16 protein-coding genes and 2 pseudogenes are annotated in these 17,608 nt (G+C 68.5%); 4 read left to right on the top strand and 14 right to left on the bottom strand.

Annotated elements, in window-relative coordinates:
• Positions 1–269: 269 nt before the first annotated feature.
• From dcd to HMPREF9336_RS14355, 7 genes and pseudogenes are all read right to left on the bottom strand, one after another.
• A complete protein-coding gene (dcd, locus tag HMPREF9336_RS14380; RefSeq protein WP_007468263.1) occupies positions 270–833 on the bottom strand; it encodes a dCTP deaminase in 564 nt (187 codons plus the stop codon).
• A 60-nt stretch (positions 834–893) separates the two neighbouring features.
• Positions 894–2,429: an alpha/beta fold hydrolase gene (locus HMPREF9336_RS14375; protein WP_021030753.1), complete on the bottom strand. Its 1,536-nt coding sequence runs from the start codon at positions 2,427–2,429 to the stop codon at positions 894–896.
• Positions 2,430–2,437: 8 nt separating this feature from the next.
• Positions 2,438–2,596 carry a hypothetical protein gene (locus HMPREF9336_RS18550; protein WP_021030752.1) on the bottom strand — a complete coding sequence of 53 codons (159 nt, stop codon included), beginning with the start codon at positions 2,594–2,596 and terminating at the stop codon, positions 2,438–2,440.
• Between the two features lie 87 nt (positions 2,597–2,683).
• Positions 2,684–3,955, bottom strand: a complete 1,272-nt coding sequence (gene mshC / locus HMPREF9336_RS14370) for a cysteine--1-D-myo-inosityl 2-amino-2-deoxy-alpha-D-glucopyranoside ligase (protein ID WP_040585647.1) — start codon at positions 3,953–3,955, stop codon at positions 2,684–2,686.
• Between the two features lie 51 nt (positions 3,956–4,006).
• On the bottom strand, positions 4,007–4,828 hold the full coding sequence (locus tag HMPREF9336_RS14365; RefSeq protein ID WP_007468254.1) for an SCO1664 family protein: 822 nt from the start codon (positions 4,826–4,828) through the stop codon (positions 4,007–4,009).
• 23 nt (positions 4,829–4,851) lie between these two features.
• Positions 4,852–5,400, bottom strand: a pseudogene (locus HMPREF9336_RS14360) (DUF3090 domain-containing protein); the annotation flags it as partial.
• A 160-nt stretch (positions 5,401–5,560) separates the two neighbouring features.
• Positions 5,561–6,301 (bottom strand): MSMEG_4193 family putative phosphomutase, encoded by a 741-nt coding sequence (locus HMPREF9336_RS14355; protein ID WP_007468249.1) that lies wholly within the window; start codon positions 6,299–6,301, stop codon positions 5,561–5,563.
• A gap of 115 nt (positions 6,302–6,416) precedes the next feature.
• Here HMPREF9336_RS14355 and HMPREF9336_RS14350 point away from each other — a divergent pair, with 115 nt between their 5' ends.
• Together HMPREF9336_RS14350 and HMPREF9336_RS14345 are read left to right on the top strand one after the other, a co-directional pair.
• Positions 6,417–7,355, top strand: a complete 939-nt coding sequence (locus tag HMPREF9336_RS14350) for an aldo/keto reductase (protein WP_007468247.1) — start codon at positions 6,417–6,419, stop codon at positions 7,353–7,355.
• Positions 7,352–8,407 carry a quinone-dependent dihydroorotate dehydrogenase gene (locus HMPREF9336_RS14345; protein WP_021030749.1) on the top strand — a complete coding sequence of 352 codons (1,056 nt, stop codon included), beginning with the start codon at positions 7,352–7,354 and terminating at the stop codon, positions 8,405–8,407. The genes HMPREF9336_RS14350 and HMPREF9336_RS14345 overlap by 4 nt, the downstream gene beginning before the upstream one ends.
• Before the next feature lie 2 nt (positions 8,408–8,409).
• Here the strand turns inward: HMPREF9336_RS14345 and HMPREF9336_RS14340 are convergent, their stop codons facing one another.
• Both HMPREF9336_RS14340 and HMPREF9336_RS14335 read right to left on the bottom strand, forming a co-directional pair.
• Positions 8,410–8,937 (bottom strand): YbhB/YbcL family Raf kinase inhibitor-like protein, encoded by a 528-nt coding sequence (locus tag HMPREF9336_RS14340; RefSeq protein ID WP_007468241.1) that lies wholly within the window; start codon positions 8,935–8,937, stop codon positions 8,410–8,412.
• 20 nt (positions 8,938–8,957) lie between these two features.
• On the bottom strand, positions 8,958–10,301 hold the full coding sequence (locus tag HMPREF9336_RS14335) for a M20/M25/M40 family metallo-hydrolase (RefSeq protein WP_007468239.1): 1,344 nt from the start codon (positions 10,299–10,301) through the stop codon (positions 8,958–8,960).
• A gap of 221 nt (positions 10,302–10,522) precedes the next feature.
• Between HMPREF9336_RS14335 and HMPREF9336_RS14330 the strand changes: the two genes are divergently transcribed.
• The gene (locus HMPREF9336_RS14330) at positions 10,523–10,942 is read left to right on the top strand and encodes a helix-turn-helix domain-containing protein (protein WP_007468237.1); all 420 of its coding nucleotides are present in this window, start codon (positions 10,523–10,525) and stop codon (positions 10,940–10,942) included.
• Positions 10,943–10,965: 23 nt separating this feature from the next.
• Here HMPREF9336_RS14330 and HMPREF9336_RS14325 read toward each other — a convergent pair whose 3' ends face one another.
• The 5 genes and pseudogenes from HMPREF9336_RS14325 to HMPREF9336_RS14305 all read right to left on the bottom strand — a co-directional run bounded on the left by HMPREF9336_RS14325 (position 10,966) and on the right by HMPREF9336_RS14305 (position 17,007).
• Positions 10,966–11,310: a hypothetical protein gene (locus tag HMPREF9336_RS14325; RefSeq protein WP_007468234.1), complete on the bottom strand. Its 345-nt coding sequence runs from the start codon at positions 11,308–11,310 to the stop codon at positions 10,966–10,968.
• Between the two features lie 133 nt (positions 11,311–11,443).
• Complete coding sequence (locus HMPREF9336_RS14320; RefSeq protein WP_007468232.1) at positions 11,444–12,511, bottom strand: hypothetical protein; 1,068 nt, start codon at positions 12,509–12,511, stop codon at positions 11,444–11,446.
• On the bottom strand, positions 12,501–14,222 hold the full coding sequence (locus HMPREF9336_RS14315) for an HSP90 family protein (protein ID WP_007468230.1): 1,722 nt from the start codon (positions 14,220–14,222) through the stop codon (positions 12,501–12,503). The genes HMPREF9336_RS14320 and HMPREF9336_RS14315 overlap by 11 nt, the downstream gene beginning before the upstream one ends.
• An 81-nt stretch (positions 14,223–14,303) precedes the next feature.
• On the bottom strand, positions 14,304–15,551 hold the full coding sequence (locus HMPREF9336_RS14310) for a class I SAM-dependent methyltransferase (RefSeq protein WP_244431700.1): 1,248 nt from the start codon (positions 15,549–15,551) through the stop codon (positions 14,304–14,306).
• Positions 15,552–15,625: 74 nt separating this feature from the next.
• Positions 15,626–17,007, bottom strand: a pseudogene (locus HMPREF9336_RS14305) (FAD-binding oxidoreductase).
• Between the two features lie 85 nt (positions 17,008–17,092).
• Between HMPREF9336_RS14305 and HMPREF9336_RS14300 the strand changes: the two are divergent.
• The gene (locus HMPREF9336_RS14300) at positions 17,093–17,533 is read left to right on the top strand and encodes an SRPBCC family protein (RefSeq protein WP_040585646.1); all 441 of its coding nucleotides are present in this window, start codon (positions 17,093–17,095) and stop codon (positions 17,531–17,533) included.
• Positions 17,534–17,608 lie beyond the last annotated feature (75 nt).

Here is a 17,608-nt window from a genome sequence, read left to right as displayed (position 1 = left end):
CGAGCCCGCCCCGCCGCCCGCCGTTCCCCCGGCAACCCGCGTCATAGTCATCGGAACCTTTCTCCCTATCTCCTCGGGCGGATCACTCCGCCAGTAAACGGAACTATCGCTCCACTTACTGATTCGAGGATACCCGAAAGCCCCCGGTTCCAGCACGCAGACTCGTCCAAGCCTGCCGACGCGCGCGGCCCAGCTCCGCCGCAAACGTTCCGAAAAGCCCAATGACCTGCTCGTCCGGAGCAGGCACGGACGAACTGTCCGCGACTGTCCTACTGAAAGTTCAGATAGGACTTCGACGGCGTCGGCCCCCGCTGCCCTTGGTACTTCGAAGCAACGGTGGCGCTGCCGTACGGGTTCGAAGCCGGGCTCGTCAGCCGCAACAGGCACAATTGCCCGATGAGCATGCCCGGCCAGAGCGTGATCGGAAGGTTCGCCACGTTCGACAGCTCGAGCGTCAAATGCCCTGAGAAGCCAGGATCCACGAAGCCCGCCGTGGAGTGGGTGAGCAGACCGAGCCGTCCGAGCGACGATTTCCCTTCGAGCCTGCCCGCGAGGTCGTCCGGCAGGCGCACCACTTCCAAAGTCGACCCGAGCACGAACTCGCCGGGATGCAGCACGAACGGCTCGCCTTCGGCTGGCTCCACCAAGCTCGTGAGCTCGTCTTGGCGCTGCGCCGGGTCGATATGGGTGTAGCGCGTGTTGTTGAAGACCTGGAACATCCGGTCGAGGCGGACGTCGATGCTGGAAGGCTGGACCCGCTTGGGATCGAACGGCTCGATCGACAATCTGCTGGCTTCGAGCTCGGCGAGTATGTCACGGTCGGAAAGGAGCATCGCAATAGCCTAGCGGATCCGGGCGGCCGGGACGGATCGGCCGCAGGGCCCGCTCGGGCGCTAGTTGGGCGGGTAGACGGTGTCCTTCGGAGGAGCCTTGAGGGCGATCAAGAAGTTCGCCAAAGCCTGGGCCGCGGGTCCGCCGGAGATGAGGCGGACCTCGTCCGAGCCGTCGTCAACCCCGACGAAGGTCGCCGCCCCGCCCAACTGGGCCGCCACAGCTTGCGACCAGGCGTAGGGCGACCGGATGTCGTCTTTTCCGCCGATGACGAGCACGGGCGAGGCGGCCGCGCCGGTCGGGGCGGCCTGCGCCGGGCTGGGGAAGCCCAGGCACAAGACGAGGGTGCGGTTCGCGTACGGGGAAGAGCCGAAATGCGGAGCCGCCGCAGCTTGCGCCTGCGCGGTCTTCGCGACGTCGCCCGGCGCAAGCTTCAAGTCGAGGTCCTCGCACAGCCGGAAATCGACCGTCGGGTGCTGCACCGGCGCGTTCGCCGGGATCTCGTCCTTCGGCGCGTCCGGGAACGGCTGGTTCCCGGCGAGCGCCTTGAGGTAGCCCGCCAATTTCGGGTAGTCGGCCTTCACGAGCAACTGGCCGATCTGCCAATTCAGATACGGCTGGTCGAGGCGGACGTCCGGGAACGCCGGATTCACCAGCCCCGCCTCGGAGCCCGCCTTCGCCGCGAGGGCGCTGTACACCCCCCACGCGTCCTGTTTGCCGAGTGCGCAGCCCTGGTCCTCCTGGCACCAGGCCGCGAAACGCTGGTAGCCGCCTTCGATCGCCCCGGCGAGCTGGGTGGCGAAATCGGGCGCGGTGAGGCTCGGCGGGACCGGGGCGTCGAGGACGGTCGCGCGGACGTGGCTCGGGTAGGTCCGCAGGTACGCCTGCGCGGCGAGCGCGCCGTAGCCGTGCGCGTAGAGGCTGATCTGCTCCACGCCGAGGGTCTGGCGGAGCAGCTCAACGTCCTGGGCCGAGGTCATCGCGTCGAAGTGGTCGACCTTCGAGATCCGAACGCAGGAGTTGTACACCTCCGACCCCTTGCTCCTGGCGGCTTCGAGCTGGTCGGTGGTGGTGATCGGAGCGCGCCGGACCGGCTCGGCCTCGTTGAGCACGAATTTGTCGCAGAACGCTTGCGCTTTCGCGGAGCTGGCGGAAACCTCGAACTTGCCCGCGACGCCGCGCGGGTTGAAGCTCACCAGGTCGAAGTTCTTCTCCAGCCCGGCCAACGTCGGATCGTCCAAGATTTGATCGACTCCGGAGCCGTCCATCGCGGGCGGGAAGTAGACGAGCGTTCCGATTTTGGTCTGCTGATCGGTCGCGAGACGGCGGACGACCGCGATGTCCACCGTCGCCGGACCGTTCTTCTGCGAGGGGTCGGCGGGAGCCTTGAGCACCGCGCACTGCGCGTCCCCCGGCTTGGCCTCCGGCCGAGGCTTGCTGGGGTCGAACCGGCAAAGGTCCCAGTGCAGCGCGGCGACCTGCGCGGGAGGCGGCGGAGGCGGTGGGGTCGGCGCCGCGGGCTGACGCGGACAGCCCGCCAAGGCGGCCATCAACGCGGCGGCCCCAAAGGCTCGGAAGACGGACGATCTGGTCGACATGACAGCCCTCACCGCGCGGAGACGATCTGCCGGAACCGCGCCTGCCGCCGCAGGTCTTGCGCGAACGCGGCAATCGCCCCGAACATCGCGATCACCGGGGACCACGCGAGCTTCGGAAGCCCCCGCAAGACTGCCCGCGACTGTTTCGCCAACCCGAATGCGGCCATGACATGTCCTCCACACCTTCGCGTCTCGACCTCTTGCTGGCCGAAGACGACTGCGAGCCTAGCAGAGGCGCCCGCGCCGGACGCAGATCAGGAGCCCAGAGAGACCCCGAGGAGCGCGTCGACGGCAGTCGCAACGAGCGCGGGGGCCGTCGGGTCGGAGCCTCCGTACGCCAACGCCTCCGCGACCCAGCTGTCGACCGCCGCGATCCCCCTCGGAGTGTCGAGGTCGTTCGCCAGATGCTCGCGCAACCGGGCCACCGCGCCCTGCGCCGAGGGGCCGGAGGCCAGCAAGGCCGCTTGCCGCCAGCGCGAAAGCCGCGCCTGCGCCTGCGCCAAAAGGTTCTGGTCCCACGACCGGTCGGCGCGATAATGGCCCGCGAACAAAGCGAGCCGGATGGCCGAGGGGTCGACGCCCGCCGCGCGCAGCTTCGAGACGAAAACCAGGTTCCCCAAGCTCTTCGACATCTTCTCCCCGTCGAGGCCGATCATCCCCGCGTGGACGTAGTTGCGCGCGAATCTGCCGCGCCCATCGGCTCCGGGGACAGAACACCCGCCGACCTGCGCCTGAGCGTGCGCGGCGGAGAACTCGTGGTGCGGGAAGACCAGATCGGCCCCGCCGCCCTGCACGTCGAAGCCGAAACCGATCCGGTCCAACGCGATGGCGGAGCATTCGACGTGCCAGCCCGGCCTGCCGGGGCCGAACGGCGAAGGCCAGCTCGGCTCGCCCGGCCGGGCCGCGCGCCACAGGAGCGCGTCGAGCGGATCGGCTTTGCCCGGACGGTCCGGATCGCCGCCCCGCTCGCGGAACACTCTGGTCATCTCGTCCCGGTCGTAGCCAGAGACGTAGCCGAAGTCCTCGGTGGCGCCGACCCGGTGATAGACGTCCGGGTACTCGCCCTCGGCCACAACGTACGCGGACTGGTTCGCCAAAAGCTTCTCGACCATCGCGACCACCAAATCGATCGACTCGGTCACGCCCACGTAGTCCTGCGGCGGCAGAACGCGCAAAGCCGCCATATCGGTGCGGAAGAGTTCGATCTGTTCCGCCGCGAGCGCCCGCCAGTCCCGGTCGTCTCGCTCGGCCCGTTCGAGCAGCGGATCGTCGACGTCGGTGATGTTCTGCGTGTAATGCACCTCGTGGCCCGCGTCCAGCCAGAGCCGGCACACCAGGTCGAAGGCGAGATAGGTGGCCGCGTGGCCGAGATGCGTCGCGTCGTAAGGAGTGATCCCGCAGACGTACATCCCCGCTTTCCGGCCAGGGGCGACCGGCCGGAGCAGGCGGTCCGCGGAATCCCACAGACGCAATTGCGGCCCTACGCCCTCGAGCTTCGGGACCAGTGGGGTAGGCCAAGAACGCACGCTGCCACTTTAGCCGCTCGAAACGCCTCGCCAGTCCACAGGACCGGACCGCTACATCAGCGGCCAGGGAAGAGCCCTGTCGCTGCTCGGAATCGGCATGATCCGCTCGGCGCGCAGCCGTCCGGCCCGTTCGGCCAATGCGACGATCTCCTCTCCGGACAAATGCTCCGACAGCGTTTCGCCGAGCTGGCCGTCCAGCTCGGCTTCGAGCCGGGCTATGTCCGCGAGCTGGTCTTCGGGGATCGGCTCGCCGGCCCAGCCCCAGAGCACCGTGCGCAGTTTCGGATCCTCGTGCAAACAGACCCCGTGGTCGATCCCCCGCACCTCGCCGCCAGCTTCGGGGAGCACGTGCCCGCCTTTCCGGTCGGCGTTGTTCAGCAGCACGTCGAGCACCGCGAGCTGCCGCAGCCTGGGATGGTCGGCATGGGCGAGCGCCACGTCGGCCCCATCCTCGTCGCTGCCCACGACGATCCCCCGCCAGCCTGCGGGCACCTCGTCGCGCAAGAAGACCCCGACGAACCCGACCGCGGGATCCTCATCCCCGGAGCCATCGGGAGACCGCACCCATTGCTGCGCCATCCCCCAGCCGTACGGCCCGTCGCGCAGCGCGGTCGGCGGGATGAGCGACCAGCCGAGCGCTTCGCTGATCACATAGCTCGCGTACTCCCGCCCGGCGAGCGAACCCTCCGGGAAATCCCACAGCGGCCGCTCCCCGCGCACCGGCTTGTAGACACAGAGCCGCTCTGCGGGGCCGCTCTCGGGGTCGGCGAACTCGCAGAGGAAGACGACGTTCGAGGCGGAGCGCAGCCTGCCCAAGGCTTTCAGCTCGGCGCAGCGCAGCAGGCGCTCCGTCTCGGACGAGGAGCGAGACATCTCTGCGCGCCCTAACCGGTTCGGCGGTGGTAGCCGTTCGACCGGGGGCAGATATGGCCCGCAGGGTCGAGAGGCTCAGAGCACAACGGACAGGTGCGACGGCCCGCCGAGATGACCAGGCCCGAGCGGGCGACGAATTCGCGGGCGGCTTGCGGGGAGAGGAAGACGCGGACCGCGTCCGGGCCCTCCTCCGAGTCCTCCAAGATCATCGATTCGTCCAGCTCCCCCTCGGTGATCGCCATCAGCTCCACCACCACTGTCGCCGACTGGGCGTCCCAGCCGAGCCCCATCACCCCGACCCGGAACTCCGTCTCGATGGGGGTGACCAAGGGGTTCAAGTCGGCCACTTCGGTGACCGGCGGCGGCACCGGAGCCCCGAAACGGCGCGCCACCTCGTCGAGCAGGCTCTCGACGCGGTCGGCCAGCACCTGCACCTGCTGCTTTTCCAGCGAGACGGTGATGACTTGGACCGAATCCACCACTTGGATGAAGAACGCGCGGTCGCCGGGCTCGCCGACGGTGCCGGTGATGAAGCGCTCCGGGCCTCGGAACACATGGATCGCCCTCGCCATCACACCTCCATCGCAGACTCGACCAGCACATCCCTCCGAGGAGCCGCGAAACGCACGCCTCGCCTGGCGGATTCGGACTTTCTGATCAATGTTCTCCCAATTTTCTCATGGTACGGCGCGGCTCATGAGGGCGCGCGGCCTCTGACGGCGCCGAGCCTCGTCACATTCTGGCGGAATCCGCATCAGCTCCTGGCGACCCACCGACTATCCCATCATATGCCGCCTGTTCGGCCTCATCGGCCTTCGGCGCTGCGACGGCGGCGGGCAGGACGTTGAACTTCGCGGGCGGCAATTCCCCGTTCGTGTGGTTCACGCAGGACACGACGGGCAGATGCGGCGTGTACGCGACCACGCTCACCGATGCGGGCTCGACGAGTATGCGCTGGAACTGGTCGAGGTGCGAGCCGACCGCGTCGGCGAGGACCGCTTTGATCACGTCGCCGTGGGAGCACGCCAACCAGAGCGCGCCCGGACCGTGCTCCGCCGCGACCGCGCGGTCGTGCTCGCGGACCGCCGCGACCGCCCGCGCCTGCACCTGGGCGAGGCCTTCGCCTTCGGGGAACACCGCGGCGGACGGATGGCGCTGCACGGTCTTCCACAGCGGCTCTCCCGCCAATTCGTCAAGCTTTCGGCCGGTCCAGCTGCCGTAGTCCACCTCGCTGAGCCGCTCGTCCACCGCAGGCTCAAGGCCAAGCGAATCGGCGAGGGCGGCGATCGTCTCGGCGCATCGCTGCAACGGGGAGCGCACGATGCGCCGAATCGGCAAAGCGGCGAGGCGCGAGACGAGCTCTCGCGCCTGCTGCTGCCCCAACGGGTCGAGGCCGACGCCAAGGCTGCGGCCTGCGAGCGTCCTTGCGACGTTGGACGTGGACCGCGCGTGGCGCACCAGCAGAACTGTCATGCGTCGAGGGTAACGTGCGACACCGGCCGCGCTGTGCGTGCCGCTCGTGGCGACAGAGCTGCGAGGCGGCATGGCAAGATGGCCAGATGCCCTTCTCTCGTACGGACGCCCTGCGATGAAATACCGCACACTCGGTTCGAGCGGGCTGCGCGTCTCCAGGCTGGGCCTTGGCACGTTGAACTGGGGGCTGCGCACGAACTCGGACGAGGCGGCCGGTCTGGTCAGCGCGTTCCTCGACGCGGGCGGAACGCTGGTGGACAGCTCCCCCGCGTACGCGGACGGCGTGTCCCAGACCATACTCGCGGGGCTCTTGAAGAGCCACGTCAAGCGCGAGTCCTTGGTCATCGCCAGCGGATCGGGCATCCATCCGATGATCCATCCGAGGGTCGACTGCTCCCGCCGGGCGCTCGTCGCCCAACTGGACGACACGCTGCGCACGCTCGGCGTCGACCACCTCGACCTTTGGCAGGTCGACGCGTGGGATCCGCACACCCCGGTCGACGAGGTCGCGCAGACGCTGTTCTACGCCGTGCGCCGGGGCTCTGTCCGCTATATCGGAGTACGCGGGTTCACCGGCTGGCAGCTGGCCACTCTGGCCGCCCGATGCGCGGAGTTCCCCCTCGTGTCGGCGGGCATGGAGTACTCCTTGCTCGCCCGCGAGGCCGAGGGCCAGCTGCTGCCCTGCGCGAAGTACCACGGCGTCGGCGCAGTGGTCGCGACACCGTTGGCAGAGGGGGTTCTCACCGGGAAATACCGCCAAGGCGTGCCGAAAGACTCACGGGGCGCGGATCCGACAGCGGCGGTCTCGGTCGAGCGTTTCCGCACCGAGGCGGCGAACCGGATCGTCGACGGCGTCCTCACCGCGGCGGACGGGCTCGCGACCTCGCCGCTCGCGGTCGCGCTCGCCTGGGTCCGCGACCGGCTCGGGGTCTCCAGCGTGCTCGTCGGGGCGCGCGACGTCGCGCAGCTCACCGGGGCGCTCGCCGCCGAGGAGCTGACCTTGCCGAAATCCATCGCGTCCGCGTTGGACGATGTGAGCGGAGCGCAGCCATGAGTTTCTCCCCGTACCGCCTCCTGCGGCCCGTGTTGTTCCGCATGGCCCCTGAGACCGCCCACCACGTCGCCTTCGCAGGCATCCAGCTGGCCTTCCCCCTGCTCCCCCGCCGCGCAGTTCGACCCGGTTCTCGCCCAGCGCCTCTTCGGCGTGGACTTCCCGCCCCGTTCGGCCTCGCCGCCGGGTTCGACAAGGACGCGCGCGGCGCGCGGGCGTGGGGCAAGCTCGGTTTCGGCTTCGCCGAGATCGGCACGATCACGCCCCGGCCGCAACCGGGGAACCCGTCCCCCCGGCTCTTCCGCCTCCCAGAGGACGAAGCGCTCATCAACCGCATGGGCTTCAACAACGAGGGCGTGGCCCGCGCCGGGAGCAGGTTGCGCGGCACGGCTCGCCCGGTCCCGATCGGGGCGAACATCGGCAAGAACAAAACCACGACCCCGGAAAGCGCCGTGGACGATTACCGCGCCTGCGCGCTGGCGCTCTCCCCTGTCGCGGACTTCCTCGTGGTGAACGTGAGCTCGCCGAACACGCCTGGCCTGCGCGATCTGCAGGCGGTGGCGACCTTGGAGCCGATCCTCGCCTCGGTCGCGCAGGCGAGCACGGTCCCCGTGCTTGTGAAAATCGCCCCAGATCTCGCCGAAGCCGACATCGAAGCGGTCGCGGACCTCGCGGCCAGACTGAAGCTCGCGGGCCTGGTCGCCTGCAACACCACGATCGGCCGCGCCGGGCTGCGCTCGGACCCTGCGCTGGTGCAGCGCGCGGGGGCGGGCGGGCTGTCCGGGCCGATCCTGGCCAAGCGCGCGCTGGAGGTGCTGCGCCTCGTGCGCTCGGCGACCTCCGGAAGCCTCGCCTTGGTGAGCGTCGGCGGAGTGCGCACCGCGCAGGACGCATGGGAGCGGATCCGGGCCGGGGCGAGCCTCGTGGAGGGCTACACCGGCTTCATCTACGAGGGCCCGCTCTACGCGCGGCGGATCAACCGGGGGCTCGCGAAGCTCGTCCGCGAGCACGGGTTCGCGACGATCGCCGAAGCGGTGGGCGGGGAGCGGGCGTAGCCCTACCGCGAATACGTGCCGACGATCGTGGCGCGGGCAATTGCCTGGCTGAACAAGTTGAAGGCGAGAATCGCGGGCGCGGCCTCGGGCGGCACGCCGAGTTTGGGAACGCCGACCGCCCAGACCGTGAAAAAGTAGCGGTGCTCGCCGTGCCCCTGCGGCGGGGCGGCTCCCAGGAACTGCCGCACGCCCCCGTCGTTCACCAACTGCACCGCGCCTTCCGGCAACCCCGATCCGGACTCGTCCCCGGCTCCGGTGGCCAGCTCGGTCGTCCCTGCCGGGATGTCCGCCACCGCCCAATGCCAGAACCCGGAAAGGGTGGGCGCGTCGGGGTCGTAGGCGGTGATCGCGAAGCTTTGGGTCTCCGCCGGGAAGCCGGACCAGGACAACTGCGGGGAGATGTCCTCGCCGCCAGCGCCGAAGATCCCGCTCACCTGGGCTTTCTGCAAGCGTCCTCCGTCCGGGAAATCGGCGGAAGCCAGCGTGAAGGCGGGCAGCACGGGCAGCTTTGCGAATGGGTCGTAGCTCATGGTCACTCCTCTGTGTGTGTTCAACTGCGGAGCAGGAAGTCGGTGAACACTCTAGTGCCGAAGACGAGCGAATCCACCGGCACCCGCTCGTCCACCCCGTGGAACAGGGCCGCGAAATTCAAATCGGCGGGCAGCTTGAGCGGCGCGTAGCCGAAGCAGCGGATGCCGAGCGCGTCGAACGCCTTCGCGTCGGTCCCTCCGGAAAGCATGTACGGCGTGGGCCTGGCCTCCGGGTCGTGCGCCAAAAGCGCCGCGTTCATCGCCTCGACCAGCGCGCCGTCGTACGCCGTCTCGTACGCGCCGAGGTCGGCGACCGCGCTGCGCTCGACGTCCGGGCCGATGATCTCGTCCACCTCCTTCTCGAACGCGGCCCTGCGTCCCGGCAGGATCCGGCAGTCCACGACGGCCTCCGCGGTCTGCGGGATGACGTTGGCCTTGTATCCCGCCTTGAGCATCGTCGGGTTCGCGGTGTCTCGCAAGGTCGCGTTCAACGAGCGGGAGAAGTCGCCGAGCTTGGCGATCCGCCCCTCCAGATCCGGGGCGTCCGGGTCCAAGTCGAGCCCGGTGACCTCCGAGACTGTGCGCAGGAATTGCGCGACGGTGTCGGTGATGACGAGCGGGAAGACGTGTCTGCCGAGTTTGGCGACGGCTTCGGAAAGAATCGTGACCGCGTTGTCGCCGTTGAGGAACGAACCGTGCCCGGCCTGTCCTTTCGCGGTCAGCCGCATCCAGTACAGGCCCTTCTCCGCCGTGGAGATGAGATAGAGGCGTTGCGTCCCGCCCTCTTTGTCCGGCACGGTCATCGAGAAGCCGCCGACTTCGCCGACCGCCTCGGTCACGCCCTCGAAGAGGTCCGGCCGATGCTCCACGAGCCAATGCGAGCCGTACGCGCCGCCCGCCTCCTCGTCCGCGAGGAAGGCGAAGACCAAATCGCGCGGCGGCACAATGCCTTCGGCCTTGAACTGCCGCGCGACCGCCAATGTCATGCCGACCATGTCTTTCATGTCCACCGCGCCCCGGCCCCAGACGTACCCGTCCCGCACCGCGCCGGAGAACGGGTGCACGCTCCAGTCCGACGGCTCTGCGGGGACCACGTCCAGATGGCCGTGTATCAGCAAAGCGCCGCGTCCGCTTTCGGCCCCTTTGAGGCGGGCGAAGACATTCCCCCGCCCCGGCGCGCCGGATTCGAGATACTCTGTCTCGTAGCCGACCTCCTCCAGCTGCGCCTGCACCCACCGCGCGCATTCCGCCTCGCCTTTTGTCGTGGCAAGCTCCCCGGTGTTGCTCGTGTCGAACTGGATCAGGCGTGAGACGATGTCCACGACTTCGTGCTCTGCGCGGGATTGTGGCTGAACGGCTTCCATGCCCTCCTGTCTACCATCGTCCGCCGAAGACCGCGCACGGCGACCTGGCGTTCCTCTCCCCCTCCTCGCGCGACACACGCTGCAAATTTCTAATATTTTTTTGCGCTTTTCTTCCTACTTAATAGGGTATAGCTGCGTATTTTTGTCGCTTTTTTGCTTAGCCAATAAACTCTTCCCTTTTAAGGGATTAGTATTCATAAAAAGCGTGCTAGCATCCGTTTATGGGAGATCTCAACAGAACGGTGACGTTAGAGGTGAGGGGGCATTTGGCCAGACGAAGGCTGAAACGCAGCGATGTCGCGAACATCCTCGAAATCAGCCTCCGCACCGTCAGCGATCTGCTCGGGGAACGCCGCCCATGGCGCGTGGACGAGATCGAGACGATCGCCGCGTGGCTCGATATCAGCGTCTCCGACCTGTTGTTCCCGAAACACACCAGCTACAGCGCCCGCCGGAAGAAGGCCCCCGCCGAAGGCGGCCCGTTCGATCTAGAAGCCTCGGTCTTCAAGTTCGACCCATTCCGAGAGATCTCCGCAGAAAGCGACCGGTCGAAAACATCGGAGAACGGGGCCGAGTTCCACCGCGCCGCGCAATCAGAGAAACCGAACCGACGCGAGCTCGGTTCCGGCAAGGACCTTTAACGGCCCCGTAGCCGCGGCGGACCTCAGTTGCCGGAGATCTCGAACACTTCCGCAGGGGCGGAGTACTTCTCGCCCCAGTTCCACCAGGCCATATCGGTCGGCCCGATCACGCTGGCAGCCAAGTCCCACTGTCCCGCTCCGCCGCGCAGCAGCGCCGCGTACACGGACGACCGCTGCTCGCCGTCGAACTTCGTTCCCGCGTAGTCGACTAGTTTTCCGTCCGGCTCCTCGATGCGGGCGTAGAGGAAAGCCCATGCTCCGGACACGTTCAAGCTCCCCACGTCGAGCCGCGCCGGTTTGCCGAGCTCCGCGACGACATCGGCGAGCGCTCCTCGCAAGATCGCTTGGGCTTCGACTGGATTCGTCATGGAAATCTCCTATCCCCTAGATCAGTTTTCCGGATCAGCGGCCCAGCGACGCCGCCGCGCGGGTTGCCGTCGTGATTTGTTTCGAGCTGTCTGCGTCGATGTTGTTCGAGCCGGCCCGTTCCCCGGCCTTGGCTCACACATCCAGCCACTCCCGCACCCCGTTGGACTGCTCCGCGCTCTGGTTGCGCTCGTCGAACCTGGCGGCGATCGCGAACGCCCGCGCCTCAAGCTCGTCCGCGAGCGCCGACACTTCGGTCTCCCCCGCCGGACGGCCCTCGTAGGCGGGACGGCGCACCAGCTCGCCCTTGCGCCCCGCCGATGCCGCGACGCGGAACGCGACAGCGCACGCGGTCGAAAGACGCATGTCCTCGGACGGGGTCGCCACTCCGTCCAGCCAATCCAGATGCTGCTGCGCCAGCTCGAACGCCCGGTCGGCGTCGCCGACGTGCGCGCAGAACCTGATGTGCTCGGAGACCAGCCCCGTCTCGAAGCGATTGTTCCGCAAAGCCGGATACGCCGCGAGATGCGCGCGACGGCCCTGATCGGGCCGCCCGATCTTCAAGCACGGCTCAAGGAGCAACGTCATCATCGCCTGCGGCTCCGAAACGCACCGCTTGCCCGAGTTCAGCGCCGCCCGCGCGACTCGCACCGACTCCTCGTAGTCGCGGGTCCAGTTGTGGTACGCCACTCGGGCAGTCGGATCGCACACCGGGCAATTGGACAGCGCGCCTCTCGTGCTCAGCCCCCAAAGCCGGAACTCCTCGGCCGCCGTGCCGGGATCCCCGATGTGCTGCGCGAATTGGCAGCGGTACTGGTGCACCGGCTGCATCGACTGCCCCGCCTCGCGGAACCGTCGCTCCATCTCGTCGTGCATCGCCCGTCCTTGGGCGAGGGGGATCTGCGGAAACCTGGTGAACCCGTGCGCGACCCACTTGAACGCCCACAGCAACCGGAACTCGTGCTGCCGCTCGCCCCGCTCATACGCCGCCAGGCACCAGGCGAAAGCCGAGAACAGCTTCTCCGTCTCGCCGCCGAAAGTGTACGCCTCGATCAGCCGCACGCGCACGGCGTGTTCCACAACGTCCTGCCCCTGGGATTGCGCTTTGGCCAGCACGAGCTCCATCGCCTCGATCTGGGTCCGGCCATGGCCGAGGGCGATGGCTTCGCGCAACTCGACCATCAGCTCTTCCTCACTGCTCATCGGAGCCCCCGTTGGCCAAAGCCAGCTCCACCAGGCCGAGGAACGAGCGGTTGAGCAGGGCCGAGTCGGCCCCTTTGAGCGGATGCTGCCCGAGCAGCAGCGCGTGCCCGTAGACGCCTTCGAGCACCGGACGCAACAGCCTTGGTTTCCCCGCGAGCCCGACGACCCGTTCCACCAGCGGGTTGCGGAAGTTGAGCACCAGCTGCGGGCCCCGCGCCGCTGGTTTCTCGAACACGGACAGCAGCTGCGACCACAACTCGTCCGCCTGCCCTTTTGTCGCCTGCAAGTCGTTCTGATACGCGTCCGCCCGGTCCAACAAGTACAAAGCGGCGACCCCGGCGGGCTCGAAGCTGCGCATCGCCACCTCGCAGCCGAGCGGGCCGAGGATCTTTCCCGCTTCGGCGAGGAACGGCGCAAGCCCCCTGGCGAGTTCCGGCTCAAGCTCGTCGAGCTGCGTTGCGATATCGCCGGGGCCGATTTCGCGGGCCGAGAACGCCGGGTCGACGCGGGTGTAGCGCCGGATGATCTCCGCGTCGTAGACATAGCCCGCGTTGACCAACACCAGGCCTTGCGCAGCCGCGATTTGAGAGAGCTGGCGGAACTCGTCCAATCGCGGCGTGTACCCGACCGGCCCGCCCCGTTCGGCGAGCGCGGCGAGGGTCATGGGGCCGCAGCTGGTCTGCAGCGGCCAGAATTTCCCGATGAGCCGCAGCATCTCGTCGTCGTGCACCGCGAGGGCTTTGACTCCGAGGTGGTGCGCCTCGAGGAAGACGCCCAACCTGTCCGGATCGGCGACCGAGAGCGCGATCAGCCAAGACCGCAGACGCGCGCCCAACGTCTCGCGCACGCTCGCCAGCAGCTCGTCCTCGTAGAGCGCCTCGCGGCTGGCGGTCGGACGCAGCTCCTCCGCGTTCACCACGCAGCGGGCGAAAAACGCCCAATCCGGCAACAGCCGGTCGGCGTCCTCGGTGAGGAGCATCCGCTTCACGTACACCCGGTGCGCGCCCGATTGCGTCGGGTTCGCGGCGCTCCCCATGATGTACGCGACCCCCGTCAAACCCGCCTCAGGGGCTTCGAGCTCCACGAAGTCGAACGGGGTGAACCCCAGGACGTCCTGGGCGTAGCCGACCAGGTCCGCCGCCCGGCGGCCGGTGCTGCGCCCGTCTTTCTCCCACGGCAGCCCGCCGCCCGAGACGGCTTCGCCGTTGACCGTGATCGGGTACGGCAGCATCGAGCCGAAATGCCGGACGATGTCGCGGACCGTCCTCGGGTCGAACCATTCCCCCGAGCCGGGTCGCGCCGCGAGCCGGACCGTCGTGCCGACCTCGTCGCGTTCGGCGGGCTCGGTCGAGTACGACCCCTCGCTGCGGCCGACCCACCGCACCGGCGCGCTGCCCTCGGCCTTCGTCGTCACCTCGACCTCGTCCGCGACGAGGAACGCCGAAAGCAGGCCGACGCCGAACTGGCCGAGGAACTCGTGCCGCGCAAAACCGAAATCGTCGCGCTTCGAGCTGCGTCCGATCGTGGCAAGGAACTCTCGGACCTGGTCCGGCGCGAGGCCGATCCCCGTGTCGACGACCGCCAAAGCGCCGCCGGAAGCCTCGATCCGGATCTCGGCGGGAGCGTGCGGGTCCACCGCCCGCCGGGCGGTGATCGCGTCCACCGCGTTTTGCAGCAGCTCCCGCAGGTAAACCCGGGGGCTCGAGTACAAATGGTGGGAGAGCAGGTCGACGACCCACGAAGGTCGACCTGGAACGTGTCGTTCATCGGGAGCCAGTGTACGGCTCCCCAGTCATGGCCGCCACCAGGGCCGAAGCGGCAGCCCCGCGCCGCCGCGCTCGTCGGTTTTGACCGCGAGGACCTGGTGCAATTGGATGTTGTTGCGCTCGAAGTTCAGGCGCGACCCGGCGAGGTAGAGGCCCCACACGCGGGCCGTGCCCTCGCCGACCTCGGCGACCGCCTCTTCCCAACGGTCGACCAGGTTGCGGCACCAATCCCGCAATGTCATCGCGTAGTGCTCGCGCAGATTCTCGCTGTGCCGGACCTCCAGCCCGGCGTCTTGGACCTCGACGGTGATCCGCCCGGAGCTCGCGAGCTCCGCGTCGGGGAAGACGTAGCGGTCGATGAACGAGCCCGCGCGATGCACCAGCTTGCTGTCCGGCCGGGTGATGCAGTGGTTGAGCAAAAGCCCGCCGGTCTTGAGCTTGTCGCGCAGGAACCCGAAATACGCGGGGTAGTTCGCCACGCCGATATGCTCGGTGAGGCCGATGGAGGAGACCGCGTCGAAGCCCCCCTCCGCCACGTCCCGGTAGTCGCCGTGGCGGACTTCGGCGAGGCCGCCGAGCCCTTCGCGCTCGATCGCCTGCCCGGCCCAGGCCGCCTGCTGCGCCGAGAGCGTCACGCCCAACGCCCGCACGCCCCGTCTGGCCGCGTGGCGGACCATGCCGCCCCAACCGCAGCCGACGTCGAGCAGCCGGTCCCCCGGCTTCAGCCCCAGCTTCTCGAACACGAGCTGGTATTTGTGCTCCTGCGCCGCCTCAAGGGTCGCGGCGGGATCGGGGTAGCAGGCGCAGGTGTAGGTCATCGACGGGCCGAGCACGTGCTCGTAGAACGTGTTCGACACGTCGTAATGGTGGTGGATGGCCTCGGCGTCCCTCGCCTTCGAATGCCTGACGCCCTCGGCGACCCTCCGCCACCGGGGCCTGGCCTCTTGCGGCGGCGGCGCGATCGGGGCGAGCGCGCGGGGCCCGATCGCGGCCACCGTCTTGATCAACTCCAGCGTCCGGGGCGGATGGAAAGCCAGGTTGTCCGCGAGCAGTCTCAGCGCCTCGTACGGATCGCCCTCGTGCACCCCCGACAAGCGCAGCTCGCCGGAGACGTAGGCGCGGGCGAGCCCCAGCTCGCCCGGCGAGGTGAACAGGTACCGGGCCCCTCGCTCGCTCAGCAAGTGGAACCCGAACGGCGCGCCGGGCGGCCCCGCCGCGCTGCCGTCGAACGCGGTGAAGCGCAGGCCGGGGGCCGCTCCGGCGTGCGGCATCATGCACGAGGCCAGCACGTAGGCGAGGCCGTCGGTCTTCGTCGTTGGCAGTGTCGTGGTCATCGCGCGCTCCTCGGTCATCTGTTCCGAACGGTTTTCTGGTACAGCGTCAGGAATCTGCCCTCCGGGTCGTACCGGGCTTTCAAGTCGCGGTAGCGCTGCCCGCCGTAGAGCTTCTCGAACTCCTCCGGCGCGTAGAACGACTCCGAATACAGCGACTTGTGGCCGGAGAACTCCGCGACGGTCCGCTCGATCAGGCGGTTCGTGCTGCTCGGGTCCCCCGGCCGCTGGGACACGGAGGACCAGAAGCCGACGTTCACCCACGTCTTGCCCGACTCCAGCGGGTAGAGCGGCCACGGACGGGCGGGCCCCGCGCGCTGGCGCAGGACGATCGGGCAGAGCCACACCGGCGCGATCCCCGTCGCGCCGAGGAACCATCGCACGAACTGGGCGAGCCGCTCCACGGGCACCTCGACGTCTTGGACGACCCGCTCCAGCGGCGGGCGCCCCGCGCGGCGCTCCAAACGGTCGGCGACCCCGAACCTGCGGTCGAGGGCGACGAGCTTCCAGTACACGCTCGAGCGCCGCCACCGTCTCGGCCACAGCCGCCGCACGAGCGGGTGCTGCGCGCCGAAAGCCCGCGAGCACCAGAACCAGTCCGTGTCCCAGCGCCACAAATAGTCGTGCGTGGTGAGCCGGTCGCGTTTCGCCTTGCCGGCCTCGGGGTGCCGGATCGACTGGTAGAAGATCCGCTGCCCGGTGTAGTCGCTGGTCGGCCCGGGCTCGTGGGTCTGCCTGCCCAGCACGAGGTAGGACTCACCTGCGGAGAAGACCACGCCGTCGAGGTAGTCCACCGCCTCGCGCTCCCAGGCCCGTTCCGCGCAGATCGCGACGATGGCCGCGCTCAGCTCATCAAGATCGGAAAACCGGACCGAGCGCAGCGCGACGTACCGCGCGGCCTGCTCCAATTCGATCGTCAACCTCGTGGCGTAGCCGAGCGTGCCGTAAGAGTTCGGAAAGCCGAAGTACAAATCGCTGTGCTCCCCGAAGGCCGGGCCGTGACGACCTCCCCCGCCGGGGTGAGCACGTCGATCTCGAGCACCGACTCGTGCGGCAGGCCGTTTCGGAACGAGGCCGACTCCACGCCCATGCCGGTGACCGCCCCGCCGATGGTGATGGTCTTCAGCTGCGGGACCACGAACGGCGAGAGCCCGTGCGGCAACGTGGCGGCGACGAGGTCCTCATAGGTGCACATCCCGCCGACCTGCGCGGTCCGCGACCTCGGGTCCACGTCGAACACTCCGGAGAGGCCGGAGACGTCCAAGCCGGGCGCGGCGGCCTTCGCCCGCTGGCGGAAGAGATTCGACGTCCGCTTCGCAAGGCGTACGGGCTCCCCGGCGGGGATCCGCCGGTACGAATCTGCGAGCCGAAACAAACCGGTCGCGTAATCGACCGCCATACCCTCTACGGTAGCCAATCCTCGCGCCAGGTGCTAGAGGAATGTGATCAACTCCAAGCTCGCCCCACCAGTTACGATGGGAGCCATGGGACAAGTGAAAGCCGAAAGCAGCCTGACCATCCCGGCGAGCAAGGAGAAGACTCTCGCCGCCATCGCCGACTACCGCGAGGTCCGGCCCGCGATCTTGAGCGGCCACTACCGGGACTACCAGGTCCTCGAAGGCGGAACCGGGTCTGGCACGGTGGCGCAGTGGACGCTGCAGGCGACGGAGTCCCGCTCCCGCAACGTCAAAGCGTCGGTCGTCGTGGACGGCTCGACGGTCACCGAGAAGGACGCGAACTCCAGCCTCGTCACCGTGTGGAAAGTCGCCCCGGCTGGCGAAGGGGCCGCACAAGTCACCGTGACGACCACCTGGAACGGCGCGGGCGGCGTCAAAGGGATCTTCGAAGGCATCTTCGCGCCGCTGGGCTTGAAGAAGATCCAAGGCGAGGTGCTCGGCAACCTCGCGAAGCGTCTCGCGGGCTAAAGCCTCCAGCCGGCGCTTTCCGCGCCGCCCGGACGCCCCGCGCGGTCGCGCCTCGGCATGCTGCTTTCCCTTCTT

The sequence above is a fragment of the Segniliparus rugosus ATCC BAA-974 genome, assembly GCF_000185725.2.
In the GTDB taxonomy this organism is placed as follows: domain Bacteria; phylum Actinomycetota; class Actinomycetes; order Mycobacteriales; family Mycobacteriaceae; genus Segniliparus; species Segniliparus rugosus.
Note: the sequence above shows the minus strand (reverse complement) of the source record. Positions and strands in the feature narration are given on the sequence as shown.

Excerpts from the sequence above, each read along its gene's own strand:
- HMPREF9336_RS14365 (WP_007468254.1), bottom strand. The coding sequence starts at position 4,828 with ATGTCTCGCTCCTCGTCCGAGACGGAGCGCCTGCTGCGCTGCGCCGAG.
- HMPREF9336_RS14340 (WP_007468241.1), bottom strand. The coding sequence starts at position 8,937 with ATGAGCTACGACCCATTCGCAAAGCTGCCCGTGCTGCCCGCCTTCACG.
- HMPREF9336_RS14325 (WP_007468234.1), bottom strand. The coding sequence starts at position 11,310 with ATGACGAATCCAGTCGAAGCCCAAGCGATCTTGCGAGGAGCGCTCGCC.
- dcd (WP_007468263.1), bottom strand. The coding sequence starts at position 833 with ATGCTCCTTTCCGACCGTGACATACTCGCCGAGCTCGAAGCCAGCAGA.
- HMPREF9336_RS18550 (WP_021030752.1), bottom strand. The coding sequence starts at position 2,596 with ATGGCCGCATTCGGGTTGGCGAAACAGTCGCGGGCAGTCTTGCGGGGG.
- HMPREF9336_RS14320 (WP_007468232.1), bottom strand. The coding sequence starts at position 12,511 with ATGAGCAGTGAGGAAGAGCTGATGGTCGAGTTGCGCGAAGCCATCGCC.
- HMPREF9336_RS14330 (WP_007468237.1), top strand. The coding sequence starts at position 10,523 with ATGGGAGATCTCAACAGAACGGTGACGTTAGAGGTGAGGGGGCATTTG.
- HMPREF9336_RS14375 (WP_021030753.1), bottom strand. The coding sequence starts at position 2,429 with ATGTCGACCAGATCGTCCGTCTTCCGAGCCTTTGGGGCCGCCGCGTTG.
- HMPREF9336_RS14310 (WP_244431700.1), bottom strand. The coding sequence starts at position 15,551 with ATGATGCCGCACGCCGGAGCGGCCCCCGGCCTGCGCTTCACCGCGTTC.
- HMPREF9336_RS14335 (WP_007468239.1), bottom strand. The coding sequence starts at position 10,301 with ATGGAAGCCGTTCAGCCACAATCCCGCGCAGAGCACGAAGTCGTGGAC.
- HMPREF9336_RS14355 (WP_007468249.1), bottom strand. The coding sequence starts at position 6,301 with ATGACAGTTCTGCTGGTGCGCCACGCGCGGTCCACGTCCAACGTCGCA.
- HMPREF9336_RS14350 (WP_007468247.1), top strand. The coding sequence starts at position 6,417 with ATGAAATACCGCACACTCGGTTCGAGCGGGCTGCGCGTCTCCAGGCTG.
- HMPREF9336_RS14300 (WP_040585646.1), top strand. The coding sequence starts at position 17,093 with ATGGGACAAGTGAAAGCCGAAAGCAGCCTGACCATCCCGGCGAGCAAG.
- HMPREF9336_RS14345 (WP_021030749.1), top strand. The coding sequence starts at position 7,352 with ATGAGTTTCTCCCCGTACCGCCTCCTGCGGCCCGTGTTGTTCCGCATG.